The organism is Bradyrhizobium hipponense (assembly GCF_008123965.1).
In the GTDB taxonomy this organism is placed as follows: Bacteria; Pseudomonadota; Alphaproteobacteria; order Rhizobiales; family Xanthobacteraceae; genus Bradyrhizobium; species Bradyrhizobium hipponense.
Window position 1 is genome coordinate 1 of the sequence record NZ_VSTH01000206.1, and the last position, 26,305, is coordinate 26,305.

Genomic DNA, 26,305 nt, shown 5'->3' on the forward strand with positions numbered 1-26,305 from the left:
TCCGTCGACGCGATCCGAACCGCTCGCCGCCGTCCGTCCGGCAGCGCGACAACGACGTAGGCGGGACCGCGCCCCGACCGCTCCTTCAGCACCTCAAGCCGGTGCCCAAACAGAAAATGATGGGGGTCGGTGATCGTGACGTGAGACACGAACCGCTCAAGAATAGGGGTACTCTGTCGTGTTCGGTGACCCCACCTACGCCGACGCCGTCCTCGACCGCCTGGTCCATAACGCCCACCGGATCGATCTCAACGGCGAGAGCCTGCGACGAACCCGCAAACCCGGCCAAAGGGCCTGACTCAGTGGCGCTGTGGACATGCCGATGCGCTTGGACAACGCAAAGAGCGTTGCCCACATGCCCACAGCAGAGCAACAGCAGACGAAGAAGGGCCTCAAGCCGCGATTCAAGGTTGACCCCGCCGCTTCACCGATGCCAGAAATCTAAAAGCCAGAACGCCTCGCGCCCCGGGCGACATCAAATCGGAATGGTGGGCGAGATCATCTCGGAATCCTGGGCGAGATCAAATCGGTACACCCGGGCGAGATCATCGGAATCCGCACAAGGTCTCGGTCCGGCCGTAGATCCAGCGCAACGTTCCATTGGGCCGGATGATGCGAAACTCACCTTCTAGCAACAATCGATTGGACACCCTCTCGCCGAAAGAGCGCGTCCCGCTGCGGTCATCGGGATGAATCCTTCTCTCGATTTCCGTGTAGGAAGGAGTGGCTAGACGCGGGTCCAGTCCGAGTAGCTCATAAAAGCCGCGCGACCATTGCATTTGGCCCGCGACATCGCTGCGCCAAAGCCCAGCCGAAAGCTTTTCTTCGATGAACGGAAGTATATCGGCAAGGCTGATGCTGCCCTCGAAGTCAAGCAATGTGAGCTCCTGGTCACAAGCCATACAAAGGAGCTCCAGATGGCAACCAAGGCGGCCAGCTCGACCGCTCTGTTAAGAAAGATATTGTCTTAACAGGCGACAACACGGAGATTGTTTGTCGCGCCTGTTTCTCCAAATGGAACGCCGAAGTCGCCTGCCCCCCGCCTCTCGCCGCCCCATCTACTACGTACCGCCACGCAACCGAAAACAGCCTACGTGACGGTTACGCTCCGGAAGCCGCGGCCCTTTGCCCGTGATGAGCCGATCGCAGGATGCTGTTGACCGCGCGGTAGGCGAACACGATGGCTGGGCCGATCGTGATGCCTGCTCCGGGATAGATTCCACGCATTGGCGAGGTCATGTCATTGCCGCAAGCATAGAGGCCCGAGATCGGCATCCCCTGTCCGTCTAACAACTGTCCGCAAGTATCAGTTGCCAATCCAGCCGCCGTGCCGAGCGTTGCTGGAACGATCGGCAGCGCTATAAATGGGCCGTTTTTGATCGGTCCGAGATTTGGATTTTTCGTTCCCACGGCCGGATCACCGAGCGTGCGATTGAAAGCCGATTCACCGCGTTTGAAAAGCGGATCGCGCCCTTCAGCAGCGTGCGCGTTGTGTTCTTGGACAGTCTTTTGAAGCTCTCCAGGATCCAGTCCCAACTGCTTTGCAAGCTCCGGAAGCGTCCGGCCGACTTTGATGTAACCGAGTCGCGCATATTTCCCGATGCTCAAGGTCCAGGGCCAGGGGAGCAAATGTCCCATGCCTCTCAAGCGGACGAATTCCTGGTTGCAGACGAAGTAGAATCGCTTGTCTGCCGGATATCCGCTTTTGAACATTGCGAGGCAAATGTCATGGTACGAATTGGACTCGTTGACGAAACGTCTGGCATTTGGCCCCACAGCGATGACACCGGGACGGCCGCGGTCGAGCCAGCCGTACGGAACCAGTTGCGAGGAGCTGCCGCTCTTCAGGATCGACACAGGCGTCCAGAATCCGGCAGAGGCGACGTTGTTGTCAATCGCTCCTCCAAGCCCGGTCGCGAGCGTAATGCCATCACCGGTGACATCGGGATGGGCCAGGGTGTCGTTGTGCTGGTGGGCGCGGCTGAGCTCCGCTCTTAATTGGCTGTTGCGAGCAAAGCCGCCTGTTGCGAGGATGACCCCATGCGAGGCGTGCATGCGAATGGCAGAATCACCCCGCTTGACGATTGCCCCGCTGACCCGCCCCTCTTCCCTGACGAGTTCTATGAGCGGCGATGCTGGCCATATCTCGACGCCGTACTTGCGCAGGCTCACCAGCAACCGCGCGATCAGGGCATTGCCTCCGCTGAGCTCTGTGCCACGCCTGTAACTTAAGCGATCCCGCATGTAGCGGTTGATGCGACGCAAGACATGTTTGAGCGACGCAAAAGATTGGAATGGGTTCAGGAAGCTTCTCACCTCGCTGGATGAGATCATCATTCCGCCGAGCACAACCCGGATAGGGTCGCCTATCAGGTCGAAGTCGGTGCCGAGGAGCCGCCCATCATAGGGTGCAGGGCTCAGTGCGCGGCCCTTGTCGACCCCGCCGACCTGGCTTGAATGATAGTCAGGGGCAGAGGCCAGCGTGAACCTGACCTCTGTCCCGTTCTCAAGTGCGGCGAGCGCAGTAGGGCCGTCCTCAAGATAGGCATCAACGAAGCCTGCGCGATAATAGGTGCCAAGCTCATGCTGTAGGTAGGTCCTCGCCTTCTCCAGCGAATCATCGATTTTCGCGGACCGCGCCTGGGGTGAGCAAGGAACCCAGATCATGCCATTCGATAGCGCCGTCGTGCCGCCAAGGCGCGGAGATTTTTCGCATACAGTCACCCTCAGTCCGGCCTTTGCCGCATAGAGTGCCGCGGACAGTCCGGCCGCACCGCTACCGACCACGAGAACATCAGTCTCGAAAGTCTGATCCGGTCTGGTAGCTCGGGGGAATGCCGCTGTCTTTTCTCTGCCTGATTGGACCACCGGCTTGTTCACTCCAGCCCCGCCGACAATTGCGCTTAAATCAGTGATTTCGCGGAAGCGGGACAGCTTTGAACTCCTCAGCCGCCGCCTTCACCGCCCGTTCGATTGGAATTCTTTCAATGGAGGAGGCGCCGACGAACCCGACGCATTGCGTCGATCGGTAGACCTCGACCGTATCCTGCGGCTCCGCGATAGTGCCACCATGGCAAAGCAGGATGACATCGGAGCGGACGCTTCTCGCCGCCGCGTTGATGTCGTTAATGCGCCTGATCGCCTCTTGAATGGACTGCACCTGCTCGTGGCCTACAAGCCCGCCACGGGTTGCGCCGACATGGGGGACGATGCAGTCGGCACCTACACTCGCCATGGCTTTGGCGTCTTCGGGGCTTGCTACATACGCAAGCGAGAACATGTTCTTCTTGCAGGCAGCCGCGATCATCTCGAGCTCGCGCTCGAAGCCGAGGCCGACGCGGCCGCGGCGGTCACGCCATTTTTCACCCATGGTGGAGATGGTTGGATAATTGATCACGCCGGAGAAGCCGGCGGCCCAGAACTTGTCGAGAAGCGCATCGAGATCGAGCCGAAGAGGATCCCACGCTTCGACGCCCCCGATCACAGGCACAGAAGATACGACGTTGCGGATTTCTGCTGCAAGCTCGAGCGTACGCGCGTTGGAATCGCCGATCCGGCTTGTTGGAAGCCCCATGAGGCGCGACAGCCCGGTGCTGTAGACCACCAGCATGTCGGCCCCTCCGAGGACGGCACACTTTGCGACGAGGCCGCAGCTGCTCCCGGCCGCAAGAACTGCTTTCCGCTCCGCTATCTGGCCTGCGATCCTCGAAAGGATTTCGGTTCGCTCAAACATCCGCATGGGATGAGTCTCCTTGCCTCAGCTGTTTGAGTATCCACGTCACGGCAGCCTCGGCGAATTCGGGATCGTTGATATGACAGTTCAGTTCACGTACCTTGATGTGGGGGTGGACATTCTCCTTGACTGCATCGAGCCAAGCTCTGTCCGCATCAACATCACGGAAAATGCCGCCCTCGCGGTCATAGTCGGAAACGCCTTTCACGGGCCAAAGGACTATTGCAGGTCCCTCAGCATGCGACAGCCGCTCGGCCGTGAGCCGACCGACGCTCGCGTTCTCCGAAGCCGTTGTGCGCATGAGCGTCGTGTAGGGTGTATGGGAGTAGAGCTGGCGGCCGCGAAATTGGTCAGGCACGCTGGATGGCGGACCAAAATTGACCATATCGACCGCGCCAGGCGCGATCACTTGCGGGACCAAATGGCGCGACGCGGCTTTGAGCCGATCCGAACCGGCGCTCGCGGTGCCGCCGACGATTTCGTCAGCCAGCTCAGTTGTGGTTAGATCGATCACACCGTCGAATTCGCCGGCCGCGATGAGCTGCTCCATCTTGCGGCCGCCAGCTCCGTTGGCAGGAAACACGATCGCATCTGCGCCGGCATCTGCAAGGCGCGCCACGCAGTGATTTGCTGCAGGCGTCGTCACGCCGAAGGCCGTGATCGCAACGACCTTCCTTTTACGCGCATGTTCGGCGGGCGCATGCTGCATGGCCGCAACAGCGCGCCCTGCATTCTCCAGCACGCGTGCGGTAAAGACGTTGATGCCGAGGAGATCGACCAGGGTCGGGTAGAGGATGATATCGTTATGGACGGCCAATTCGGCGAGTAGCGCTGGCCTGGCGCTGCTCACCAGCAGCTTGGGGAATCCATAAGGCAAATCCGATACGACCTCGCCGAAAACTGCGCTGCCCTTTCCACCCGCTACCCCGACGATCGCACCGATCGCGCCTGATTGCAGGAGGCCACCAACCTGTTTGCGCGTGCTTGCGGCGATCTGTTTCAGGAGCTCGGCAGGCGAGGCGACGCGACCACCCATCCCATCGGCCTGTTTGTCCGGAACCAAGTTCGATGTGCCGATGTCGATCAGGACGGTTTTACGGCCGCACGCCTCGATGATGCCCGCAAGGTACGACGCTTCGCCGCCCTTGGTATCTAGCGTCGCCACGATCGCGACTGCGCCCGCAAGCTCGGACGAGTTACCAACCCGGACTGACCTCTGGTCGTCCGCGCAATGGTCAGACACGATCTTCCTCCCGGACTATTCTAAACACCAGGCGGTCTTAGACCGGGCTGAAATCAGGAATAAGATTGGGAAAGGGTGCTTTTGGGTAAGATTGGGTAGGTGTAGTGAAAGTGCTGCGGAGTTGCTCCCAGACGCGCGTCCCTGAAAATCTACGTACCGTCTTTCCGCAGCCTTTCAGAAGATCCCACGCTCGCTAAGGTTATCTATCATTGACTGGAAGAACGCCTTTTCGGAGCTTGCGCGCTTTCCGCATTAGGATGCTTTCTCCCCTCTATGCACCGATAATCATGACGGATCTGTTCGCGCGGCGCGAGGATACTGCTGAGTGGTCGACAGTGGCCGCGATCACCGGGACTATAAACTTCCGCCGCACCCGGTCGGCGCAATCTTCGGCCAGCAGAATTGCGTTTCCTCGAGCGTCTTGACAACGGGCATACCCCCTGCTCCCCACCAAACCGCCTTGGTCCGATCTGCTCTTGTTCGAACGGAACACGTACAGTGCTCCGCTGAATGCGTTGGCCGCACCGGCGCACCGGAGCCATCCAACCCATTGCTCGCTTACAGAAGTCGACAGGCGTGCATTCACGCTGTTCCAAGATCATGATCGACGCAATTTCCGCTATACGCGAACGAACGATAGCCGCGGCCTTGATCATCTTGTCGTGGATCATAAGCTGAGGTTTTCCACCCCGCTTGCGGCTTGAAGAGCACAGTTGAGATCGCCTCTGGAGGGATACTGCGTCTCTCCGATCGCGATATCGACGCCGCGCAGAACGGCGAGCTGATCTTCGGCAGCTGGTCCCTGTTTGAATGGTCTTGCCATTCTGATGGGCTTGGTCTCGCCTGGGCGGATATAATCAAGGTACGCGACCAAGGCTTGCCAGGTTCAGAAACTGTCTTGAGCCTCCCTACGCGCGCGCGGGTTGGGCGAATGGACGGAAGGGTCTTCGGACGAGTTGGGAAGATCCTCAATCCCGCAACGCCTTGTCAGGACCGAGTGCCGATGGTAGCCGCAGTGCCGAGACCTCGGCAATGCTACTGGCGGCAATATCCCTGCTGGTGTTGGGGATTGTCGCATCGTCGAAGTCCCAGTAGGCAACGAGGTCTACAGGAACGTGGTTGGGCGACCAGTCGAGCAGGACAGGTGAGGCAGCGTCAGCTCGCCTTTGCCCGTAATAACTTCGACATTTAGTTTGTGCGCGGCGGCGGCCAAGACCGGCACCGAAATTGCACTCTCGCCTGCCAGGCGCACAGCGCACTCAATATCCTTTGCGGAATTCGCAATTGAGATTGCCAGAACATCGGGTTTCTCGCCCAACAAAAAGGCCACGAAGCCTTGAAATATTCCGCTGTTCGTGGAGCCGCGACTAACCAGAGAGCGGAGCGTTACGAGATCGACGTCAAGACCGCACGCAAATTGGCAAACCTCCGCGGCAACCGCCGCTATCCCCATCGTCATGCTGTTGTAAACAAGCTTGAGCTTGTGACCTTGTCCGACCTCGCCGACATGAAGCACGGTCTCACAAAATGCGGCAAGAATTCCTTCTGCCGCAGGAAACACCTTTTCGTTGGATCCAACGATCGCGTTGAGACGGCCCAACTCTGCGTGTTCGGGGCTCCGCGTTACGGGAGCATCTATAAAGCTTAGCCCGCGTTTTTGGGCCTGCTCAGCGAGTGAGACCGTCGAAGCAGGATAAGACGTCGAGCAGTCAAGTATCAAACCTCCTTGGGGCATATGGACGAACAGGCCATCTTGCCCAAGGCAGACCGCCTCAACCTCGCGGCTGGACGGCAAGGATAACACAACGGCGCTTACATGCCGCGCCAACTCAGCGATTGAGGGATGTTCACGGGCACCTGCACTAGTCAAGCGATCCGCACCGAGGCGATTCTTATTGGCTTTGATATGCAACTCGATTTGGTGACGCAACAGGCTGATGCCCATACCGGTTCCCATGCGTCCAGCTCCGATAAGGCCTATTCTCTGCCTGGCCGTTTTAGGAGCGACGCTGTGTGATGATTCCTCGCCAATCATGATTTATGCATTCCGAAAAAACCGTGGTCTCGTAAGATTGGCAACAACTCATGAAGGTTGTTAATCGTGTAGTCTGGATGCGCCGCCCGCAAGCGCGACTCCGAAACAAATCCTCCGGTAATGGATATACTTATCAGTCCGAGATTCCGTGCAATATCAGTTTCGACCGGCATATCGCCGATGATAAAGGTTGACGCCGGCTTCAAGTTGTTCTTCTGCATGTATAGACGAAGCCGCTCTCCTTTGCTCATCGATTTATATTGGGTGTCGCGGCTTTCAAAGGCGAGCACATCGTCGATGCAGTCATTGATTCCAAGTCTTCTCAATTGGGAGCGCAGAGGGTCGACTATATGGTTGCTCACGATGATGGACGAAGCCCCTTCTAGGCGCGCCAACTCCAAGACTCTGCGCGCGCCCTCGCGCAGATCGGCTCTATCCGCAAGAAGCTCGTAGGCGTCGTGAAAGATTGCACTCCCATCGCGATCCACCGTTGCAAGCTCGTCTTGCGACAGTCCGAGCCTGCGATAAAGACGAGATAGCGGAACGTCGCAATGTTCCCGAAACGTCTTCATATCGATCGTTGCACGACCAAAGCGATTTAGTATGGCATTGGTCGTTTCGAGCAGTGCGTACGCATCGTCGAGCAGCGTTCCATTCCAATCGAAGACGAGAACGGGTTTCATCATGATCTGACCTCAAGCAGGGATTGATTTCGAATAGGGAAGATCGGCCACTAGGTCGCGCAAATTCCTATTCGCGCGCTCCTGCCCCGCAGGAGTTGGCATCTCGAATGTAAACGGTGACAAGTCGAAGCCGTCTTGGCTGCCGGGCAACAACGATACTAGAAGTGGAAACGGCAGATACGTTATCGTGGCTGCGTTGATGGATGCGGCAATATTACTTTCGATGGTTTTGCGAACTTGCGACTCCATCTTGTGAAAACGAAGGCTTTGCGCGCGCTGTTCGGGCGGCAATCGTTTCCATATCTGCCAGAATGCCAACTCATCTAGTGTGTCGATACCCATGCCGTAGTAATTCGGAGCCACTATAGGCGGCGAACCGATCGCCCAATGTACGGCTTTGGCTCCAGCGGCAAGCAGCATTTTTGTGACAGCCTGACTGGTATCGCCCCGAATGAGGGCCTCGTCGGCAATTATTATCGTGGTTTTAGCAAGGCTAGTTCCCGAAACGCGGTACTTTTGAGCAATGCGAGACTTTCGTTGGTTGGGTGTACCAATGAGAGTTCGCTGATAAAATTGCGTTGCGACTACTTCCCGACGCTGAGCGAGCATGCCGTATTCGGCGAGAGAGGCAAACAGACCATCAGCGTATGGCCCTCCGGTATGCGGCATCGAGGAAACGACTGTCAGCGCCGAGCCCGGTTCTCCTTGCAGTCGCTTCGCAACAAGGCCGCCAAGGGCGACGCCGATGTTGTAACGGGTTTCGAAATGTGATTGGCCTTCGATCGATGTGTTCGGATTTCCTAAGTAGAGAGATTCGTAGGCGCAGAGTTTGGCTTTGTATCGCCCGTTGCTCACGGAACGATCAACGCAGCACCCCATTTTCCCGTCCACATACTTGATGTGGCCTGGCAAGATTTGCCGTGTCTTACCCTCTAGACCGGCAAACGCACAATTTTCTGAAGCAAAGAGCAAGAACCCGTCATCTGTTTGCATAGTTTCCAAAGGTCGCAAACCACATCGATTCCGGTATGCAACCAGAGTTCCTTCTCCGTCCAGGAAAAGCGCGCTAATAGCGCCATCCATACGGTCATCAATGTCGCGAAAGACGTTTTCATAATTGACGGGCAGACCGTGCCGCCAATAGTCTCTTTCACAAGTGCGTTCAATCCATTTGAGCAAGAGCTCGGCATCTGTGTTGCCGCCTAACCGATAGCCATGGGCAAGCAATTCCCCCCTGAGTTCACGGGCATTGACCAAAGCTCCATCCAAAGAAATTGCCAAATGGCGGCTGGTGCCCGCATTGTGGTGAATTGGCGGAAGTTCGCCGCCATCGCTGGTTCCGCGGCATCGGCTACGAATGTGGGCGATTGCAACATGGGGCCTAAAATTTGGATCCTGTTGATCGGGCTCAATGCGCACGGAGTCGCATGATGATTGAAGCGCTCTCGCATATCGAATACCTTCGTTGTGCATGAACGCTGCAACGCCGACACCCGCCTGCCCACGAAGTGCAAGTTTCGGAATCATGTGCTTCAGGCGATCATAAACCGTCGCCCGTGAGTTGTTTGAAGAACATAGAAACGCAGCGGCAACACCGGACATGCTATTAGCCCTCTTATTCAAAGAACCGATGTCCCGGGTCCATCACAGCCGAATGTGTTTAACCGCCAGGGCGTGAAGACGTGGTTCCGCTTCTCACTAAGCAAGCGACGTACCAGTCCTTAGACGACACGGCTCGCCGCCAAAGCGGCGGAATTGGAACACTTCAGCCATTTGGTTTGCCTGGCTGATCTCGCCGTCGTCCGATTCCTGACACGTTGTCTGAAGCGCGACGCGTTAGTACGAAAAGAGCCAAGCTCTGACTCTGGTCCTATCGTCCCACCACACATTGGCGCTCAAGCTTGCGTGCGACGCGGTCCCCTCGCATGAGCGAGCATGACGATTTCGAGCCGCACTAGGCGTTCTGCTGTTCTGCTCCACTTGCTGACGCTTCGTGTGTCTCGCGGACGAGCCTATTTCTTCTTCGCGCCCAACCGAGTCCTGGTCGAGCAGCTGCTTCAGCCTGTTGCCTTTTCACAGACGAGCATGATCGAATCAGAGGGTCCCCGGGTCTTGGACGCGCTCGCCGCCATCTTCAAGTTCTGACTGGGATGCGAGTGGACAGCCGGATTGAAGCGGACCCGGACGATCTCATCTGCCGATGATCAACGTTCTTCACCGCGCCGTTGTGTGTCGACATCTCCTCTCCCGCACGTCCGCCTCTTGGGGCGGAATGGGCCGACGAAGCGAAGCGCCCTCGGCAATGAGTTTATTGCCGCGCTTGCCTCCGCCTGCCGCGATGCCGTGTCGGATGAGGCCGTCCGCTGCATAGTGCTTTGCAGCACCGATGCGTTCTTTTTTTGCTGGATCGGACGTTAACGGAATGCAGCAGCGCGGCTTGAAGCGATCAGTAATCCTGCCCGTGGCAACGATTGGCGGGACATCACGAATTGCCCGAAGCCCATTATTGCTGCCGTAGAGCAGGTATGCTTTGGAGGCAGGTCACGAACTTGCGATGCTGACCGATGTCGTCATCACAGGAGAAGGCGCGCTCTTTGGGCAGCCTGAGATCAAACGGAATTCTGCCCGAGACGGCACGACTCAACGCCTGACCCGCGTGTCTCTGGCAATGCTGATGATCCTCGATGTCCAATCTATTTCGGTCCATACTGCGATCGAGCCGGGGATGGTAGCCGAAGTCGCGGAAGCAGGTAAAGCGCGAGCGCTCGGGATCGCAGATGTGCTCGCGCATAACCCACCGCATTCGATAGAACTTGCCAAGGCTTCAGTTCTCGCCGCCCGCCAAACGACCCCGGATGCTGGCGTGGAATTTGAGCGGCAAGCGATCCGGGTTGCGTTCACGGGCTCCGACCAGCAGGAGGGAATGAACGCATCGTTTGAGGAGCGGTGACCAAAGTACGAGAGAGCTAGGGTCTGCACCTAAATAGCGCCACGTGATTCTCTTGCCTCCGTGTTCTTGATTCGGGGGCGAGAGAATGCGCGCGGGTTTGTTTTGGCTGAATGACAGGCAATGGGCTCGTATCGAACCTCATCTGCCGACGGGACTGACGGGGCCGGATCGGGACGACGATCGGCGCATCATCAGCGGTATTGTTCACATGCTGCAATCGGATGCGCGATGGCGTGATTGTCCGCGCGAATACGGTCCTTACACGACGATCTACAATCGCTTCAATCGCTGGGCCAAGCGCGAACGATGGTGCGCAATCTTTCAAGCACTGGCCAAACCTGGCAAAGATGCCGTCGTGCTGTCGCTCGACTCGACTTCGATCAAAGCTCATCGGTGTGCCTCCGGCGGAAAAGGGGGGAGCACAATCAGGCAATCGGCCGCTCGCGGGGAGGCTGTACGACAAAAATCCATGCGCTGAGCGATCCGCTCTGCCGACCGGTCGTCCTGCATCTGACCCCAGGTCAGGATGCCGACATCGCTGCCGCGTCCGATGTTCTGGCGCTCGCACCACCCATGAGCGCGCTTCTCGCAGACAAAGGGTACGACGGGGACAACCTTCGCGCCGAAATCGCTGGTCGCGGCGCCAAGCCCGTCATTCCCGATAAATCCAACCGTGTCGTCATTCATCGCTTCAACAAACGCGCCTACAGAAGCCGAAATATCATCGAACGCTGCTTTTGCCGGCTCAAGGACTTCCGCCGCATCGCCACACGATACGACAAGCTCGCCCGGAATTTCTTGGCCGCTGTTCAGCTCGCCGCTCTCGTCGCATATTGGCTCAATTGAGTCTGTACCCTAGGACTTCTTTCTTCGCGTCATAGAGACTACGAAGATACTAGATGGCAGCCATGCCGCAGCGAAGCTAAGGAGAGCAGTTGGCTGGCCAGTATGGGTGACGAGCATAGGAAACTGCGACTACCGAGGCCCCTGCTACGCAACGTCCGTTGCAGCCTGCTATACTCCGGAATGCTGTTTGTAGCCGAGGGAAACGGCTCGTGCTGATACTCAGCGCCGATCGAGGTCTCGCTAAAGTTAAGATGATGGGCCCCTTGTCGCGAGGGCAGCCGTCGCCTCGCAGCTTTCCACATAAACGTTCCGAAGGTCTCAGGCTCCAGCCTCCTGGTGATCGTCGCCGCAGAGCGTTTCTGGGGGCATTGGGCCCAAGTCGGTGACGCCGCTCCTAGCGTCGCACGCCATGGCACTGGCCGGAGACTAAAAAAGGAGGCCGCTGCTGGACTTCTCCAACGGCGGCTTAAGTCGAGGGAGGAAGCAGACGACCCCGGTCTGCCAGCGGATCTGTCGCAATCCGTGAGAAGTAGTCTTTTGGTCCGAGTTGACTTCTCTGTGTTCAGTTCCCGTTGGAATATGTGCCAGCCAGCAAACGTTCGCGTGCGCGCACATCTAGACCAGGCCGAAACCACGTATAAGATCGGTGAAAGATGGGGATGAGTAAAATCGGGTCGAATGTGGTGAAAGTGACAGCTGTCGGCAAACTTGCCACTCTTCTGCCGACCGCCCGTAGGGGCGCGTCGCTCCAAATCTACGCACCATCTTTGCGCAGCCTTCCGAAAGGCTGCATGCTCGTCATGGCCACCTTGCCTATTATCGACTGGAACGACTGTCTGCTGCGAGACTTGCAAAACGTGTCCAAGGGAACGCGTGGCCACATTTACGCGGCGATCATGATGATCGATCCGTTCGCGTGCTGGGAGGACTTTGCCGAATCCTTGAAGAATGCTGGGATCCTCGGCGTAACAAACTTCCCACCTGCCTCCATGATTGAGCGGTCGACGGCTGGCGCGCCGGTCGATACCGGCCAGGAGCTGGAACTTAGGCGGATGGAATGGTTTACGAGTCTGGGATTCAAGACGTTGTTCGCCGCTGCCAAGGATTCTGAAATCATATCGGCAGAGAGACGACTTGGTTCGCATCTCCACGGTATTGTCTATTTGCCGGAAGAGGCTCTTGAGCTGCGGATTTGCAACGAGATGGAGCTGGTCAGCCTTGGCCAGCAGGGGTCGTCGATGCCAAAGTTCGCGCTCTTGGACGCGGCGGCTTCGAAGCGGCTCGTGCGCAAAAATTGAGGGCGACTGCTACTCTAAGATCCTCAGCTTCTTGATCTTGTTGTAGAGCGTTTTCCTTGAAAGTCCTAGAGAACGGGCAGTCCTCCCGCGGTGGAGCCTGTTTCTTTTCAAGCCTTCGATGATCCATTCGCGCTCGGAGAATGCCGATGTTCGCTTGGCGGGCAACTCCGCGTTCAACAACGGCTTGAGGACCTCCGCGACTATATGGGTATCTTTCAGCGCTACAAGTTGGTTGACGATCTGACGCAATTCTCTCAAGTTTCCGGGCCAATGATGGTCTGCTAGCGCCAAGAACGCGGACTTTTCTATTGCCATCGTTTGCGCGTTCGAATCCCCCTTGGCCTCGACTGTAAAATGCTGAATGAGCTGCGGAAGGTCCTCCAGCCGGTTTGGCAAAGCGGGTACTTCTATGTCGAGTCCAACAAAGAAGGCAAGAAGGCGGGGACATAGAACACTTTCCAACCCTGCTCCGCGAGCCACTGTTGCGGTTGCCACGATCCGGGCGTTTGACCTTACAATGGATACGCCGTTCAGCGGCATGAAACTACCCGTCTCGAGATAGTCGGCAAGACGCTCTTGTCCATCCCGCGACAGCTGATCGACATGCATCAGCAAGAGCGCAGAATCGCTTGCGGCTTCCAGGAGCGACAGTTGGCGTCTCCTGTTCTCATCGCTCTCGGTGCCGAACAGGGCAGCGACCGCATTGATTGCCGGACCCGGTCGGCAATGAAACAGCGCCGCCTTCGTGTTTTTCCGGTCGCTGAAGGCATGAACTAGACTTGCTATTCGCCCCTTCCCTGATCCCGTCTCACCCCACACCAGCACAGGATTGGGATTGCCAGCCAAACGCCTTGCGGTCTCGAGAGCGCGCTTCATGATTGAGGACTGCGCAATTATGCCGTGCCTGAAGCCGCTCAACTGGAGCTGGCGCTCGAGGAGATCGACCTTCTCGCGCAGCAAGTGAATGGTCTTGAAGCCCGAGGTGACCTCAAGGACCGACATTTCCAGTGGGACGCGGTCGAGCGAAGAGCCGCCGATGAAACCCTGGATACCCGTTTCGCGGCAGATATCCAACAATTCGTCAGGCTTCGTAATCGGTCCGCCGCCGAGCAGGCAGATCACGTTTCCATCGATGGATTGAGCCACGCGCGCAACGGCGCGCGTACGCGCGGCCAGTTCCGACAGGCTAATCGATGGGACGGATCCGTCCTCGCCCCCCCGGTTGAGACTGAAGTTGATGCAGATGGCCTCAGCGCCTGCTTCGACCATGCGTCTTGCTTCGGATTGGGTGCGCGTGTAGGCGATGGTCATCAGGCCACGTCTGGCAGCTTTCACCAGGAGCTCGATTTCTCGCGCGTAGCCAAGACCGGACTTTTCAAGCAGTGATCTCCTGTAGTCGTCGATGTGGATGACGGACGGGAAGTTGGTGGCCCCAGAGAAGCCCCACCTGATGATGTGGTCGAGAAAGCGGTCAATATCGAGCTGCGGATCGAAGGTACAGGCCCCGAAAAATACCGGCAATTTCGTGCTGGGCAGTATCTCGGTCCGGCCGAAGCCGGCTACGAATTCGTTGGAATTGCGGATTGGAAGAATTGAGGCCGGCGAAGAGCCGCCCATCGCGCGAAAACGGCCGGCATTCAGGGCGAGAACGAAATCCGCCCCCGCGCGTTCGGCGGCTCTCGCGGTCATGCCCGATCCGATTCCCGCCCCAAGCACAAACGAACGGGAGTTGCGGAAGAACTGCCTGATACCCCCTCCCTTCACCTGGTCCGTCCGCGTCTGCATACCGAGCCCCCGCGTCCCGCACGGCACTAATGAAAGTTACCCCCAATTTGCGGGCGCGCGCAACCGCCGCAATGCCTTTCCGTTCATCGTGAACAGGTGGCAGTCCGCCGGAGCAGCAGCAAGCCGAACCTTGCCGGCGCTCTTGGGTGGCTCAGACCTCGGCGCCTTTGCGACCACAGCTTCCTTTCCAGTGTTGCCGTAGATGTATGTGACGCTGCCGAGATGCTCGATGAAATCGACATCGAGCTCGATCGCTATCTCTTTCTTCTCCGCAGCGGATGGGGAAAAATCATCCGGCCTGATTCCGAGCGTGACGGGTTCGCCAACGAGCAATTTATCCGGTTGGACGGGAACGGATATTGTCGCACCCGCGTCCAGCCTGACGTTCATGCCCGACTCGTGCGCCGCCTCGATGTTGCCATTGAGGAAGTTCATCTTGGGCGAGCCAATGAAACCGGCCACAAAGCGAGATGCCGGATTGTGGTAGAGATCATGCGGGCTCCCCACTTGCTCGATATTGCCATCCTTAAGAACGACGATCTTGTTGGCCATCGTCATCGCTTCAACCTGATCGTGGGTCACATAGATCATGGTGTTTCCGAGCTGCTTGTGAAGCTTGGCAATCTGGACCCGCATCTGCACCCGCAATTCCGTATCCAGGTTGGACAGGGGCTCGTCGAACAAGAACACTTTGGGTTCACGCACAATGGCCCGGCCGATCGCTACGCGCTGCCGCTGTCCGCCGGAGAGTTGCCGAGGTTTGCGATCCAGCAGATGATCAATTTGCAATAAACAAGCCGTTTCGGCTACTCTCGCGTGTATCCGGACCCTATCAACCTTGGCCATGCGCAGAGGGAACGCGAGGTTCTCTCGCACGGTCATGTGCGGATAGAGAGCGTAGCTCTGAAACACCATGCCGAGATTGCGGTCGGCCGCGTCAACATCGTTGACGACCGCGTTATCGATCAGCAGCCGCCCTGCGCTAATTCGCTCCAGTCCGCCGATCATTCTCAAGAGCGTGGACTTGCCTGACCCCGATGGTCCGACGAAGACGACGAATTCCCCATGATCGATTGTCAGGTCTATATTCCGTAGGACCGGGATAGTTCCATACGCCTTATTGATACCTTCCAGGCGGACATCGGCCATCACGCTCTCCTTTGTCGCGAGCTGCCAGCAATCATCGGCGGCACCTCAACCTCCCTCAGACTCGACACGATGAAATCGGGCGGAATCAATGATGGGTCCTCCCGTACCGGCACACCCGTCGTGACCAGCACGGTCGGAAGACCCGCCCGTTTCCCTGCCTGAATATCCGTCTGTAGCTGGTCGCCGATCAGCAAAGTGGAACTGCGAGCTGTCCGCAGACGCGAAAGTGCAGTCTCGATCATATGCGTCTCGGGTTTACCGACGATCAGGGGTTTCACTTGCGTGGCAGCAGCGACCGCCGTGATCGTTGCACCTGCTCCGGGCTCGAACCCGTTGTCGGTTGGCAAGAGGAGATCAGGATTCGTGCCTATGAATGCGGCTCCGTTCAAGATCGCGTCGACCGCCGTCCGCATCTTCTCATGCGTGATCTGGCGATCGAGCCCCATCACTACGACCTCGGGCTTTCGGTCGGTAGTCTCGAGACCCACGCTGGCGATGGCCTTCACAAGGGATGGCGCACCGATGACATATACGCGCGTCACGTCCGGGTATTTAGCGCGGATGAGTTCCGCGGCCGTGATAGCGCTCGTCACCACGTCTTTCGGCGCGATGGCAAGGCCGAACGCTTCCACTTTGCGGACGACGTCCCCCGGAGTGTGCGTTGAATTATTGGTCACGAAGCAGACCGGCACTCCGGCCGCCTGCCATCGCCCAAACGCCTCCATGGCGTCTGGAATCGCGGCGTTCCCGCGATAGACCACGCCATCCAGATCCGAAATGATCCCGTCGACTGGCGGCCAGTTGAGGTGAGAGCCTGTACTAGCCATTCATAAGCATCCCGCCGTTCACGTGAACGATCTGCCCGGTCATGTAGGAAGCTGCAGGACTTGCGAGGAACACGGCTAGCCCTGCGATATCCTCCGGCACTCCTACCCGTCCCAAGGGGATCCGGCCGCTGTGGCGCGCTTCCGTCTCCTCGCGCGGACGGCCATGCATTGGCGTATCGATGATCCCTGGCGCGATCGCATTCACGTTGATGTTCAGGGGAGCGCATTCGTAGGCAAGCAACTTCGTGACGTCGTGAACGATCGCTTTGGAAAGACAGTAATCAGCTCCGCCAGCCTGGTAGTTGAACACGGCCCCCTGCGACGACAAGGAGGAGCCAACGTTGACGATACGCCCGCCCTTGCTTTTCATGAAACGCTCGATGGCCATTTTTGAACAGCGCAGGACAGCAACCGAGTTGATCTGGATTGTACGCTCAATTCGTTCTGCGTTGCCGTTCAGCAACGGCTGTGCAGATTTGACACCCGCATTGTTGACCAGAACATCGAGCCGGCCAAAGTGTTTGGCGACCTCGTCGAGCACCCTGGCGACGTCTTCTTCGCGCGCAACATCCATGGCCATCGGCAATATGCCGTTGCCATAGGGCAATCTTGCCAGAGTGTCTCTGAGATTCTCCGGATGGGCATCGGTGGCGACAACGTTCGCCCCTCCTTGGCGGAAGGCATTTGCAATGGCGGAGCCAATCCCACCGCCGGCGCCGGTGACGAGCACCGTTCTATCTGAAACTGAGAACTGTTCGGTCATTCCAACTCCAAGATCGTTTGGGACTTCAGAAACTCGTCAACGGCCTGGACCGTCGGCATAGCGCTTTGAGCGCCGCGTCGTGTCACACATAACGCTGCAACGGCCAGCGCTTTCCTCACCGCTTCCCTTAAGGGCAGGCCTTGAGCCAGTGATGCGGCGAACGCTCCGTTAAACGCATCTCCTGCCGCTGTGGTATCAACGACTTTTACCGGGAAGGCACGCAGCGCAAAAGAGCTCGTTGCATCGGCATAGTAGGCCCCCTGCGCACCCAAGGTGATGAGCGCTGCCCGTGGCCCAAGATCAAGAAGCTTCGCAGCCACGCCCGCGGCACTCTCGAAGTCTTCCACCTCGACCCCCGTCAGTTCGAAAGCTTCCGCCTGGTTCGGCGTGACAAAATCGACACTTCTCCACGCTGCGGCTGAAAGTCCGGGCCTCACCGGCGCCGGGTTGAAGATCAGCTTGAAACCTCGGTCGGATTTCATCTCGAAGAGCCGATTGAGCGCTGGTATCGGCATCCCCATTTCGGCCACGACGATTGCTTCTCGGTCGATGAATCGCGCCGCGCTCTCGATCATGTCCGGCGTCACGTTGAGATTGGCGCCCGGGTCTATGACGATCATGTTGGAGCCGTCGTCACCGACCATAACCAGGGCTGAACCCGACACCTCCCCCGCACAGATCTCGATTGCATCCGCGCAAACACCGGCATCGCGCAGCGACTGCAACAGCAATCGTCCGGCATCATCATCGCCGAGACGCGTGTAAAACGTTGGCCGAAGACCAAGCCGGGCAGCGGCGACAGCCTGATTGGCGCCCTTTCCCCCGGGGTTGCGGGCCAAGGTTCCCATGAGGCTTTCACCCGGCGTCGGAAGTCGCTCGACATTGAAGCAGAGATCGAGATTCGTCGTTCCGAAGAACATCAATGGCCTAGCGCTCATTTTACGGCACCGAATGTGAGGCCACGTTCGAGGTGACGTTGGCCGATGATGATCAGAATGACGGGAATGATCATCGTCACGACCAGCCCTGCGGCCATAACAGGGTAGAACTGCACGCCCGGATTGAGCAGCTTGAGAAGAGCGACCGTCACCGGTGCTTTGGTCGAGCTGAGGATCAAACCGAGGGCGAAATTGTGCCAGGCTAGCAGGAAGATAAGCAAGGAGGCGCCGATCAACCCGGGCTTCAGAAGCGGCAGCACGATGTGCAACACGACCCGGAACGGCTTCGCGCCATCCATGGCAGCCGCCTCCTCGATATCCTTGGGGATGTCTTCGATATATGAGCGACTCAGCCAAACAATCATCGGCAGTGTGACAACCTGGTAGACCCAGATCATGCCGAGATAGGTGTCGTAGAGGCCAATCGTCTGGAAAATGCTGAACAGCGGGATGACGATCAGGAGTGCTGGAGCAAAGCGAAATCCTAGAATGAAGAAAGCGATGTCTTCTTTGAAAGGTACGTCCCGCCTCGCCAGTACGTAGCCGGCAGGCACGCCCAGGAGCAAAGAGACGATGACGGAGCCGATCGCTATGACGACGCTGTTCGTGATCGGCGTTAGGAAATCCACTTTGATCGTGCCGTAGCTGGTGGCACCCGCCTGCGCGACATCGAACAAGACACGAAAGTTTTCCAGGGTTGGCGAGAAGACGAAGGTTGGTGGCCAGGTCATGATCTCGGCCTGCTGCTTCAGCGACATCATCACGATCCAGACAAGTGGAAATGTCAGAATCAATGCGCAAATTCCGACGAGCAGGTTTAGAATCAAATTGGTGGAGGTCGAGCGTTTCAATCGCATACGTTGCCTCCTCAGCTTACGCGCTGCCGAACGAAGCGCCACAGCTTCACCATGGCAAAGGTTCCGATCAGCACGATCATCCAATTGACGACCATAAGTGCGGCACCACGCGCAAAGGCAAGATTCTGGAACGCGGTAATGTAAGCTCGCACCGAAAGTACGGAGGTGCTATTTCCGGGCCCGCCTTGCGTTGTCCCGAAGATGATGTCGAACTGATTGAGGGATTCGATCAGCCGAAACACTGCGGCGATCAGAATATATGGAGCAATCAGGGGCAACTCGATGTGCAGGAAGGTTGCCCAGCCCTTCGCGCCATTGACACGCGCGGCCTCCCTCACCTCTTCATTGATACCCTGAAGGCCAGCGAAGATGATTAGCGTGAAGAATGGCGTATAGGTCCAGACGTCAATGAGAACCAGCGAAAACATCGCGGTGTTTGGATCTGAAATCCACGCAAATCGGTTTATCCCCGCAAGGGACAGCAAGTAGTTCATAATCCCGCTTTGCGGATCCATCATTGTCGTCCACATGAGCGCAACGCTCATCGGGGGCAGGACGAGCGGCAACAGAATGACGGGCCGCATCACACGCGCAAGGAAGACTTCAGTTGCGAACAGCTTGGCAAGTGCGAGACCGAATACAGCCTCCGCAAGTACCGCCGATCCGGCGTAGACAAGAGTGGCACGAATGCTGTTCCAAAAATCGCCTGTCTTAATCAGTGCTGCGTAGTTGCTGAGGCCGATGAAGTGGACCAGCGGCCGACCGAACTTGAGATCAGTCAGCGACTGAAAGACGCCGTAGAAAAACAGGAAAAGAAAGCCAAGAAGTACGATGATAGCGGGGGCGATTGCGGCAATGCTCCACCAATCAAGACGCCGCTCCTCGGCGCTCCTGACCGCCTTATCTTTTGACGAAGCAAGTTGGCTGGCCGAAGGCTGCAGCGTCACGATTCCGTCGGATCCTCGAATGTCCATCTCATTATATCTCTAAAATGCAAAGGGCGGCGGTGATGCTCGCCGCCCCCCCAGCGCGCTTCACATGGACGAACGGATCTCGGAAGCGAGGTCAGCTAGCGTGGCCTTCACGTCAGCTCCATTGACCATCTTTTGCATGGCCACGGCCCAACCATTCATTGCTTCGGCAAAGCCGACGCGAGCTGTAAAGGCGAGTTGGGCCCTGTCCTGCACGGTCTTGAACGTGTCGACGAAGTTGTTGAACTCCGGCTTTGCCGCATACTCGAGCCAGGCCTTGTCGCTCCAGGTCGAGGCACGCGGAGAGTTGACGAGCTTGCCGGCGACCGCGCCGTTCAGCTCGACCTGCTTTGACGTTGCCCATTGGATAAACAGCCAGGCTGCCCCCTTCTTCTGGGACGCAGCATTCATCGCCAGAGACCAGATCCAGATGTTGGATTCGAAATTCTTGCTGTTCGGAGCGTGCAGCGGAGGCGCGAATGCGATCTTCCCGGAGGCAGGCTTGCCAGCCACGTCATTCCAAAAGCCGAACATATTGGAATCGATCGCCATCGCGGTTCGTCCCGAATTGATGCCATCGACTACCTGGTACCAGTTGTCGTTGGCAAAGGATGGAGCTGCGCACTTCTTGATCATGTCCACATAGTCCTTGTGGAACGCGATCGACTCGGGCGAGTCGAGGCCGGTGTCGAGCTTGCCGTCCTTGACGACGAAATCATGCACGCCGTAGGATCTGGCAATCGAGATCGCAGCGGTGTGGATGCTGCTCCAAAATCGCACGCCGCGCACCCCCAAAGGTGTGATCGCGGGCTCCGCAGCCTTCAGCTTTTCGCAGGCCGTGGACATCTCCTGTGGAGTGGTTGGGACCTTGACGCCGTACTTGTGGAGGATGTCCTTGCGGTAGAACAGCTGGATGTTCTCAAAGCCATGCGGAATGGCCCACACCTGTCCGCTTCCCGGCTCGATCTGACCTTCTTTGACCTTCCAGGTCAGTGCATCCCGTAGTGCAGGGAAGAAATCGTTGTAGTCGTAGCCCGCCGCCGTGAGCTTCGGATCGTTCAGATAGCGGTCGAGCGGCTCAAGCAATTGACCTGGTGCAAGATCCCAAGCTGGTTGAATGCCCGTACCCACAACGTCCCAGCTCGGCGACTTGGTACTGAGCTGGATTGTCAACTTATTCCAATAGGAATCGTCGGGATAAAGCTCGGGCGTCACCTTGATGCCCGTGAGCCTTTCGAATTCCGGCAACTGGGCTGCGACCGCGTCGGCATAGGGATGAATGTCATAGGCCCAGACGATCGACACGCCTTCGAACTGGCGCCAGTTGATGTCGTCCGACTTGGCTTGGGTAAACGTCATGGCCGATCCGGCCAAAAGCGTGGAGCAGATGAGAGTTATTTTGGCAAAATTGGCCGAATGGCCGCGACAAGCGGCGAGCTTCCTTGGCATGATTCCCTCCGATGGGCTCTTTGGCCCGTAGACCACGCGCCCCCTCCTCTTCCAGAGGCCGCAGTGTCGCGAAGGCTAGCCCTCATTGTCAGGTCGTAAGCGGCTTTTCAAACTCTGGTTGGGTAAAGTTGAGTAACTCGACAGTACCACGAGATGGCAGATCGGAGAAAGCGTGTTCCGTGCACGCTGCTCTACCAACTTGCTGCGATGGACAGATCGTTTCAAGCGGAGAGAAGAAAGACGGCGTTCTCGCGGCCTGAGCGCTCAGCGATCTTCGCAGTCCTTCAGCTTCTACACAACGGCCCAGCTGTCGACCTCTTTGCCGTCGCGACTAAGCGGCACGTAGGCGGCTTTCCGCCCGTCGGCGTCGGTCACCTCGATCAGCCGGGGCATGGTGTCGGGGCATTCGCCGGCGTGCTCCCGGGTCTCGACCCGGTAGCCTTCGAAACGCATGTCGCATCCGTCGATTCCGGATCCTGCGGCCGTTTCCCAGGCGGCATCGGCGGCCGGTCGGGCCCGGCAGAATTATGTCGCGGGAGAACTCCAGGTCGGTTCGCCTCGATCGAGAACGCGCCGGAGCTCGTCGACCGCGTGACCGCGCCTTCCGGCGTTGCGCGGCGCGCGAAGCAGCCGTGCAACTTGTCTGAGCTGTTCGTTTCCGGCTCTCGATTACCGGCATTTGGACAGGAGCCATCAGCCGCAACATGCGACGGGCGTAGCTCCTCACCTAGGCTTGGCTCGATTGGCGCTTAGCGCCGGTACGCTAAAGCCACTGCTTGATCTGCTTTGCGACCTCTGCGGTGGAAATCCCGTAGCGGTCGTGCAGTGTCGGAAGTGCGCCGGCGTCAAGAAATTCGTCCGGCAATGCGATCTGGCGGAAAGGCGGATGGACGCCTGAACGCATCAGAAGTGCGGCAACCGCCTCGCCGAGACCACCAATCGTTGTGTGGTTTTCGGCAACCGAGCTTCTTTGAAGGATTTCATCGCGGAATTACGACCAAACGCGCAATTTTTGGCCGACAGGCAGGGGCTCGTTGCTTGGCGACGAGCAGCGCCAAAACGGTAAGCTCCTCGCAGGCGCGCACGTATGGCTGAGACTATCGACACCTTCCGTGATTTCAGCCGGAGAGCGGATTTCAACCATTGAAAGTCACGCCTCGATGTCGACGCTTCAGGGCTTGGCGGCGCTCTTTCCCTTCTGGTTTTATGATGGCGCCTGTATTCAACGAACGAGCGCATTTTGCTGCAGTTCTTATGCGCCAATCCAGCAAGTGAGACCGATTCATGCACGAGATCCGCGCGAAGCTAATGACCGTCGACGGAAGCACCTACTGAAACTTGTCTCAGCGATTGATGAACACGCGGTTCCTAACTTCGGTGCGGAAATTCGTCTCAGACATCGTCTACCTTGCGCAGTAGCGGCGGAAGAACATTCAGCTAAACACCGCCAGCGCGATCGTGCAGGGCGCCCGCTGTGCAGTGGCATCTGAACGGCTGGCGGAGTCTTGCATGATTTGGCGATGAGGCTTCTGTCGCTTTGGGCGAACTCAACCGCAATGTTCGGGACTACCGGCGGTCAACTATGATTCGACACATCGTGTTCTTCACCGCAAAAGATAAGGCGCATGTCGACAAACTGGTCGACGGCCTTTCCGTTCTCGCCAAAATCCCGCACGCACGCCGGCTTGAGGTCGCTCGCAACCGCAAGAGTGACCGGCTTGGCAACGAAATTGACGTGATCGTCTACGGTGAATTCGACGACGAAGTCGAACTCGAAGCCTATAAAGCGCACGAGCTTTACCAGGAGTCGATCCGGCAGGTAAGACCGCTCCGAGAGCTACGTCTCGCGGCCGATTACAGCATAACAACAGTTGCGAAGCCAGTATGTGGCCCTATCCGCGGGCCTACTTAACCTGGCAGGCGTGTAGGGGATTTGGGTGCACAAAAGCCTCGCCTTCGCCGGGCGGAATCACAGTCAGCCATGTATCGCTGAGCGACAGACTAATGCATGTAGTGGAACTGCAGTGGATTGAGCCCGTCACAGCCATGCGACGCCTCTCGCATCGGAGGCACCTCACCTTCCTGGATAGCGCATCGAGACACGCGGTGCTCGGGCAGTACTCGTATGTGGCGTGCGATCCCTTCAGCACTTATATGATCGCCGACGAGAGAGGTATTTGCAACGGAGAGACCATTGTGGGCGATCCGTGGGCGGCACTTCGTGCTCTGCTAGCCAACTATCCGCAAGTGCACCGCGCCGATCTCCCGGCTTTCCAGGGCGGCGCCGCCGGCTTTTTTGGATACGAGCTGAACAGGACACTGGAGCGACTGCCGGTGCCGGCCATCGGGGGGCATCGCTTGCCTCAGGTACTCCTACATCTTTACGACGTCGTGATAAGCTTCGATCACCGCCATGACAGATGCTGGGTCGTTTCTACCGGGTGGCCGGAGCAGGATCCAGCTCGCCGGCGTGAGAGAGCTCGCCGAAGAGCCGAAGAATTTGTTGGGCTGGTTACAGTCTCGACCCGCCCTCCTGATTTGACACTAGGCCAAGTCGGCTCATGGCATTCGAACTTCAGTCGTCAGGGATACATCGCGGCGGTACAGCGCGTGATTGACCTCATTCTGTCGGGTGACGCCTTCCAGGTCAACATTGCGCAGCGCTTCAGCGCTCGCCTGGCGAACTCATTCGATTCGATAGCCTTCTATTGTCAGCTGCGGAAAGTGAATCCGGCTCCCTTTGCCGCCCTCCTTCGGTATGGCAAGCTCACCATTGCATCGAGTTCGCCCGAGCGTTTCCTAAAGCTTGACGGGCGACAGGTCGAAACGCGACCTATCAAGGGAACGGTGGCGCGTTCTGCTGATTGCGAGGAAGACCGGCGTCGCGCTGAGACGCTGCTAAGTTCGGAAAAAGACCGCGCCGAGAACATCATGATCGTCGACCTCCTGCGCAGTGATCTCTCGCGCGTTTGCACGCCCGATTCAGTCCACGTCCCGTCATTATGCAACCTCGAGTCCTATGCCTCGGTGCACCATCTCGTGTCCGTCGTTACGGGTGAGCTGGCACAGGGAGAGGATGCCGTGGGGCTACTTCGAGCCTGCTTTCCCGGCGGCTCCGTTACCGGAGCTCCCAAGGTACGCTCGATGGAAATTATCCTGGATATCGAGCGTGTGGCGCGAGAGGTGTTTTGCGGTGCCATAGGCTACATGGGGTTCAATGGACATATGGATACAAATATTGCTATTCGCACCGTGACGATCGACGACGGCCAGGCCGTCTTGCATGCAGGTGGCGGGATAACGGCAATGTCCGATCCGGCCGCCGAATATGAGGAGAGCCTTGCAAAAGCAGAGCGCATTTTTCGCGCATTCGTTGCTGAAGACGCCGGTGCATCTTGATTGTCATCATCGACAACTACGACTCTTTCGTCTTCAACATTGCGCGATATTTCCGCAAACTTGGTGCAGCAACATGTGTCGTCCGGAACGACGCGATGGATGTGAGCGAACTTGCTGACCTCAGGCCCCGCGCGGTTGTCATCTCCCCCGGTCCGGGCGCTCCAATTGAGGCTGGAATATCTACAGCCGTCGTTCGCGAATTTTCGGGTCAGGTGCCAATTCTCGGCATCTGTCTCGGACACCAGTGCATTGGGAGCGTGTTCGGCGCACGTGTAACGCGCGCACGTCGTCCTATGCACGGTCGTCCCTCGTATGTCACACATGAAGGCCGGGGGCTGTTCAAAGACCTACCATCCCCACTTTGTGTGGGGCGCTACCATTCGCTGATCGTCGAATTGGATTCGTCATCTGCCCGACACCTCACCGTGACAGCACTCTCGGATGATGGGGAGCTCATGGCCCTCGCCCATCGCGATCAACCAACATATGGCGTGCAGTTCCATCCGGAGTCGATACTCACCCCACAAGGGGACGTACTGTTCGCAAACTTCCTACGGCTTGCAGATCTTTCTTAAGGCGGCCGTAGAGGTCTGTCGGTTTTAAAAATGCGCCGATCGAGAACATGCCGCTCGACGCGAAAAGAGTTGGCATCTGCTCGCGCCTCTTGGGCGGTTGCTTGTGCCCATGCCGACCTTGTAATTGTTCGACGCGACATCGTCAGGCTGTTATCGCGTCTCTACCCGACGATTGCGCTGCGGCCGCGCGATGCAAAGGCGAGGGATCACGGCACCCGATCGTGCTGGACCTGCTGTTGCTACGAAAGATCGCCCGGCCTACACTCGTCATTGAAGCGCAGCGAGGGCATCTCGACCGGCGACGTCTGAGGCATTCCATCTGAATCATCCGGTGCCGACTCCCGCTTGACCGCGAAGATCACGGTTCGCCCGGTTTCGAGAACCGACCGGATAACTTTTTCCAGCTCGGCGGATTGGGAGATGATCGTGCCAACCCAGGAGTTGGTGACCAGTGAGATGAATTCAGTGTTGGAGAGCGGCCTTCCGACGTTGTCGAACCCGATAACGTTGCCGCCCTTCGGCCCCTTGAGCCGTCCGTTCGCATGCAAGCTCTTCCAAAGGTCAAGCGGAAGATAGATTCCCTTGAACAAGCCCTCGTCGTTCGGATTAAACACGACGCGTGGACAGAATTTCAGGAAGAACGGATTGTTGCACAGACGGTAGCCCTCGGGGACGCCGTCGAAGCCGCACTTGGCGAGTTCGGCCAGCAGCGCGTCCATACGCTCGATTTCTTGCGTGAATTGATCGCCGTCCCGCCAGCGGAACTGAGCGCCGTCTTTGGCCTGTTCCATCGCCTTGTATTGC

The 26,305-nt window shown here is 57.9% G+C and carries 24 protein-coding genes and 3 pseudogenes; 9 read left to right on the top strand and 18 right to left on the bottom strand.

Annotated features, from left to right (window positions below; all coding sequences use genetic code 11):
* Positions 1–178: 178 nt before the first annotated feature.
* Positions 179–298 (top strand): annotated as a pseudogene (locus FXV83_RS39765) (ATP-binding protein); the annotation flags it as partial.
* A 247-nt stretch (positions 299–545) separates the two neighbouring features.
* Here FXV83_RS39765 and FXV83_RS39775 read toward each other — a convergent pair.
* The 7 genes from FXV83_RS39775 to FXV83_RS39805 all read right to left on the bottom strand — a co-directional run bounded on the left by FXV83_RS39775 (position 546) and on the right by FXV83_RS39805 (position 9,296).
* Complete coding sequence (locus FXV83_RS39775; RefSeq protein WP_235940574.1) at positions 546–878, bottom strand: PAS domain-containing protein; 333 nt, start codon at positions 876–878, stop codon at positions 546–548.
* A 223-nt stretch (positions 879–1,101) separates the two neighbouring features.
* Positions 1,102–2,880 (bottom strand): FAD-dependent oxidoreductase, encoded by a 1,779-nt coding sequence (locus FXV83_RS39780; protein WP_148745499.1) that lies wholly within the window; start codon positions 2,878–2,880, stop codon positions 1,102–1,104.
* Between the two features lie 28 nt (positions 2,881–2,908).
* Complete coding sequence (locus FXV83_RS39785) at positions 2,909–3,739, bottom strand: phosphoenolpyruvate hydrolase family protein (RefSeq protein ID WP_235940575.1); 831 nt, start codon at positions 3,737–3,739, stop codon at positions 2,909–2,911.
* Positions 3,726–4,976, bottom strand: coding sequence for a Tm-1-like ATP-binding domain-containing protein (locus FXV83_RS39790; protein WP_148745500.1), 1,251 nt, complete (start codon positions 4,974–4,976; stop codon positions 3,726–3,728). The genes FXV83_RS39785 and FXV83_RS39790 overlap by 14 nt, the downstream gene beginning before the upstream one ends.
* A 1,105-nt stretch (positions 4,977–6,081) precedes the next feature.
* Positions 6,082–7,011, bottom strand: a complete 930-nt coding sequence (locus FXV83_RS39795; protein WP_148745501.1) for an NAD(P)-dependent oxidoreductase — start codon at positions 7,009–7,011, stop codon at positions 6,082–6,084.
* On the bottom strand, positions 7,008–7,694 hold the full coding sequence (locus tag FXV83_RS39800; protein WP_148745515.1) for an HAD family hydrolase: 687 nt from the start codon (positions 7,692–7,694) through the stop codon (positions 7,008–7,010). Before FXV83_RS39800 ends, FXV83_RS39795 begins: the two co-directional genes overlap by 4 nt.
* 12 nt (positions 7,695–7,706) lie before the next feature.
* The gene (locus FXV83_RS39805) at positions 7,707–9,296 is read right to left on the bottom strand and encodes a class II glutamine amidotransferase (protein ID WP_235940577.1); all 1,590 of its coding nucleotides are present in this window, start codon (positions 9,294–9,296) and stop codon (positions 7,707–7,709) included.
* Between the two features lie 952 nt (positions 9,297–10,248).
* On the opposite strand from FXV83_RS39805, the gene FXV83_RS39810 reads away from it, so the two are divergent.
* From FXV83_RS39810 to FXV83_RS39820, 3 genes and pseudogenes are all read left to right on the top strand, one after another.
* The gene (locus FXV83_RS39810) at positions 10,249–10,644 is read left to right on the top strand and encodes an enoyl-CoA hydratase-related protein (RefSeq protein WP_148745502.1); all 396 of its coding nucleotides are present in this window, start codon (positions 10,249–10,251) and stop codon (positions 10,642–10,644) included.
* 66 nt (positions 10,645–10,710) lie between these two features.
* A pseudogene (locus FXV83_RS39815) lies at positions 10,711–11,490 on the top strand (IS5 family transposase).
* A gap of 659 nt (positions 11,491–12,149) precedes the next feature.
* Complete coding sequence (locus FXV83_RS39820; RefSeq protein WP_235940578.1) at positions 12,150–12,788, top strand: hypothetical protein; 639 nt, start codon at positions 12,150–12,152, stop codon at positions 12,786–12,788.
* 9 nt (positions 12,789–12,797) lie between these two features.
* Here the strand turns inward: FXV83_RS39820 and FXV83_RS39825 are convergent, their stop codons facing one another.
* The 8 genes from FXV83_RS39825 to FXV83_RS39860 form a co-directional block, all read right to left on the bottom strand.
* Positions 12,798–14,573, bottom strand: a complete 1,776-nt coding sequence (locus FXV83_RS39825; protein WP_187436490.1) for a phosphoenolpyruvate hydrolase family protein — start codon at positions 14,571–14,573, stop codon at positions 12,798–12,800.
* A gap of 36 nt (positions 14,574–14,609) precedes the next feature.
* Positions 14,610–15,722, bottom strand: coding sequence for an ABC transporter ATP-binding protein (locus tag FXV83_RS39830; RefSeq protein WP_148745504.1), 1,113 nt, complete (start codon positions 15,720–15,722; stop codon positions 14,610–14,612).
* Complete coding sequence (locus FXV83_RS39835) at positions 15,722–16,549, bottom strand: HAD-IIA family hydrolase (protein ID WP_148745505.1); 828 nt, start codon at positions 16,547–16,549, stop codon at positions 15,722–15,724. The genes FXV83_RS39830 and FXV83_RS39835 overlap by 1 nt, the downstream gene beginning before the upstream one ends.
* Positions 16,542–17,312: an SDR family NAD(P)-dependent oxidoreductase gene (locus FXV83_RS39840; protein WP_148745506.1), complete on the bottom strand. Its 771-nt coding sequence runs from the start codon at positions 17,310–17,312 to the stop codon at positions 16,542–16,544. Before FXV83_RS39840 ends, FXV83_RS39835 begins: the two co-directional genes overlap by 8 nt.
* Complete coding sequence (locus tag FXV83_RS39845) at positions 17,309–18,232, bottom strand: ribokinase (RefSeq protein ID WP_235940582.1); 924 nt, start codon at positions 18,230–18,232, stop codon at positions 17,309–17,311. The genes FXV83_RS39840 and FXV83_RS39845 overlap by 4 nt, the downstream gene beginning before the upstream one ends.
* A 14-nt stretch (positions 18,233–18,246) precedes the next feature.
* Positions 18,247–19,107: a carbohydrate ABC transporter permease gene (locus tag FXV83_RS39850; protein WP_148745508.1), complete on the bottom strand. Its 861-nt coding sequence runs from the start codon at positions 19,105–19,107 to the stop codon at positions 18,247–18,249.
* An 11-nt stretch (positions 19,108–19,118) separates the two neighbouring features.
* Positions 19,119–20,054, bottom strand: coding sequence for a carbohydrate ABC transporter permease (locus FXV83_RS39855; RefSeq protein ID WP_235940580.1), 936 nt, complete (start codon positions 20,052–20,054; stop codon positions 19,119–19,121).
* Positions 20,055–20,141: 87 nt separating this feature from the next.
* The gene (locus FXV83_RS39860; RefSeq protein ID WP_187436491.1) at positions 20,142–21,437 is read right to left on the bottom strand and encodes an extracellular solute-binding protein; all 1,296 of its coding nucleotides are present in this window, start codon (positions 21,435–21,437) and stop codon (positions 20,142–20,144) included.
* Here FXV83_RS39860 and FXV83_RS45055 point away from each other — a divergent pair.
* Entirely contained in the window at positions 21,436–21,558 is a 123-nt protein-coding gene (locus tag FXV83_RS45055; RefSeq protein ID WP_283811751.1) for a hypothetical protein, read from the top strand. The genes FXV83_RS39860 and FXV83_RS45055 overlap by 2 nt on opposite strands.
* A 260-nt stretch (positions 21,559–21,818) precedes the next feature.
* Here the strand turns inward: FXV83_RS45055 and FXV83_RS43350 are convergent, their stop codons facing one another.
* Positions 21,819–21,980: a hypothetical protein gene (locus FXV83_RS43350; protein WP_187436492.1), complete on the bottom strand. Its 162-nt coding sequence runs from the start codon at positions 21,978–21,980 to the stop codon at positions 21,819–21,821.
* Positions 21,981–22,290: 310 nt separating this feature from the next.
* Positions 22,291–22,488, bottom strand: a pseudogene (locus tag FXV83_RS39865) (transketolase C-terminal domain-containing protein); the annotation flags it as partial.
* Positions 22,489–22,561: 73 nt separating this feature from the next.
* Between FXV83_RS39865 and FXV83_RS43355 the strand changes: the two are divergent.
* The 4 genes from FXV83_RS43355 (at position 22,562) to FXV83_RS39880 (ending at position 25,501) form a co-directional block, all read left to right on the top strand.
* Positions 22,562–23,017, top strand: coding sequence for a hypothetical protein (locus FXV83_RS43355; RefSeq protein ID WP_187436493.1), 456 nt, complete (start codon positions 22,562–22,564; stop codon positions 23,015–23,017).
* A gap of 92 nt (positions 23,018–23,109) precedes the next feature.
* Positions 23,110–23,439 carry a Dabb family protein gene (locus FXV83_RS39870; protein ID WP_148745511.1) on the top strand — a complete coding sequence of 110 codons (330 nt, stop codon included), beginning with the start codon at positions 23,110–23,112 and terminating at the stop codon, positions 23,437–23,439.
* 92 nt (positions 23,440–23,531) lie between these two features.
* Positions 23,532–24,926: an aminodeoxychorismate synthase component I gene (gene pabB, locus FXV83_RS39875; RefSeq protein WP_148745512.1), complete on the top strand. Its 1,395-nt coding sequence runs from the start codon at positions 23,532–23,534 to the stop codon at positions 24,924–24,926.
* Positions 24,923–25,501 carry an anthranilate synthase component II gene (locus FXV83_RS39880; RefSeq protein WP_148745513.1) on the top strand — a complete coding sequence of 193 codons (579 nt, stop codon included), beginning with the start codon at positions 24,923–24,925 and terminating at the stop codon, positions 25,499–25,501. The genes pabB and FXV83_RS39880 overlap by 4 nt, the downstream gene beginning before the upstream one ends.
* A 239-nt stretch (positions 25,502–25,740) precedes the next feature.
* Here the strand turns inward: FXV83_RS39880 and FXV83_RS43360 are convergent.
* Positions 25,741–26,305: hypothetical protein (locus tag FXV83_RS43360; RefSeq protein ID WP_210250795.1), on the bottom strand; the 565-nt coding region annotated here is incomplete at its 5' end.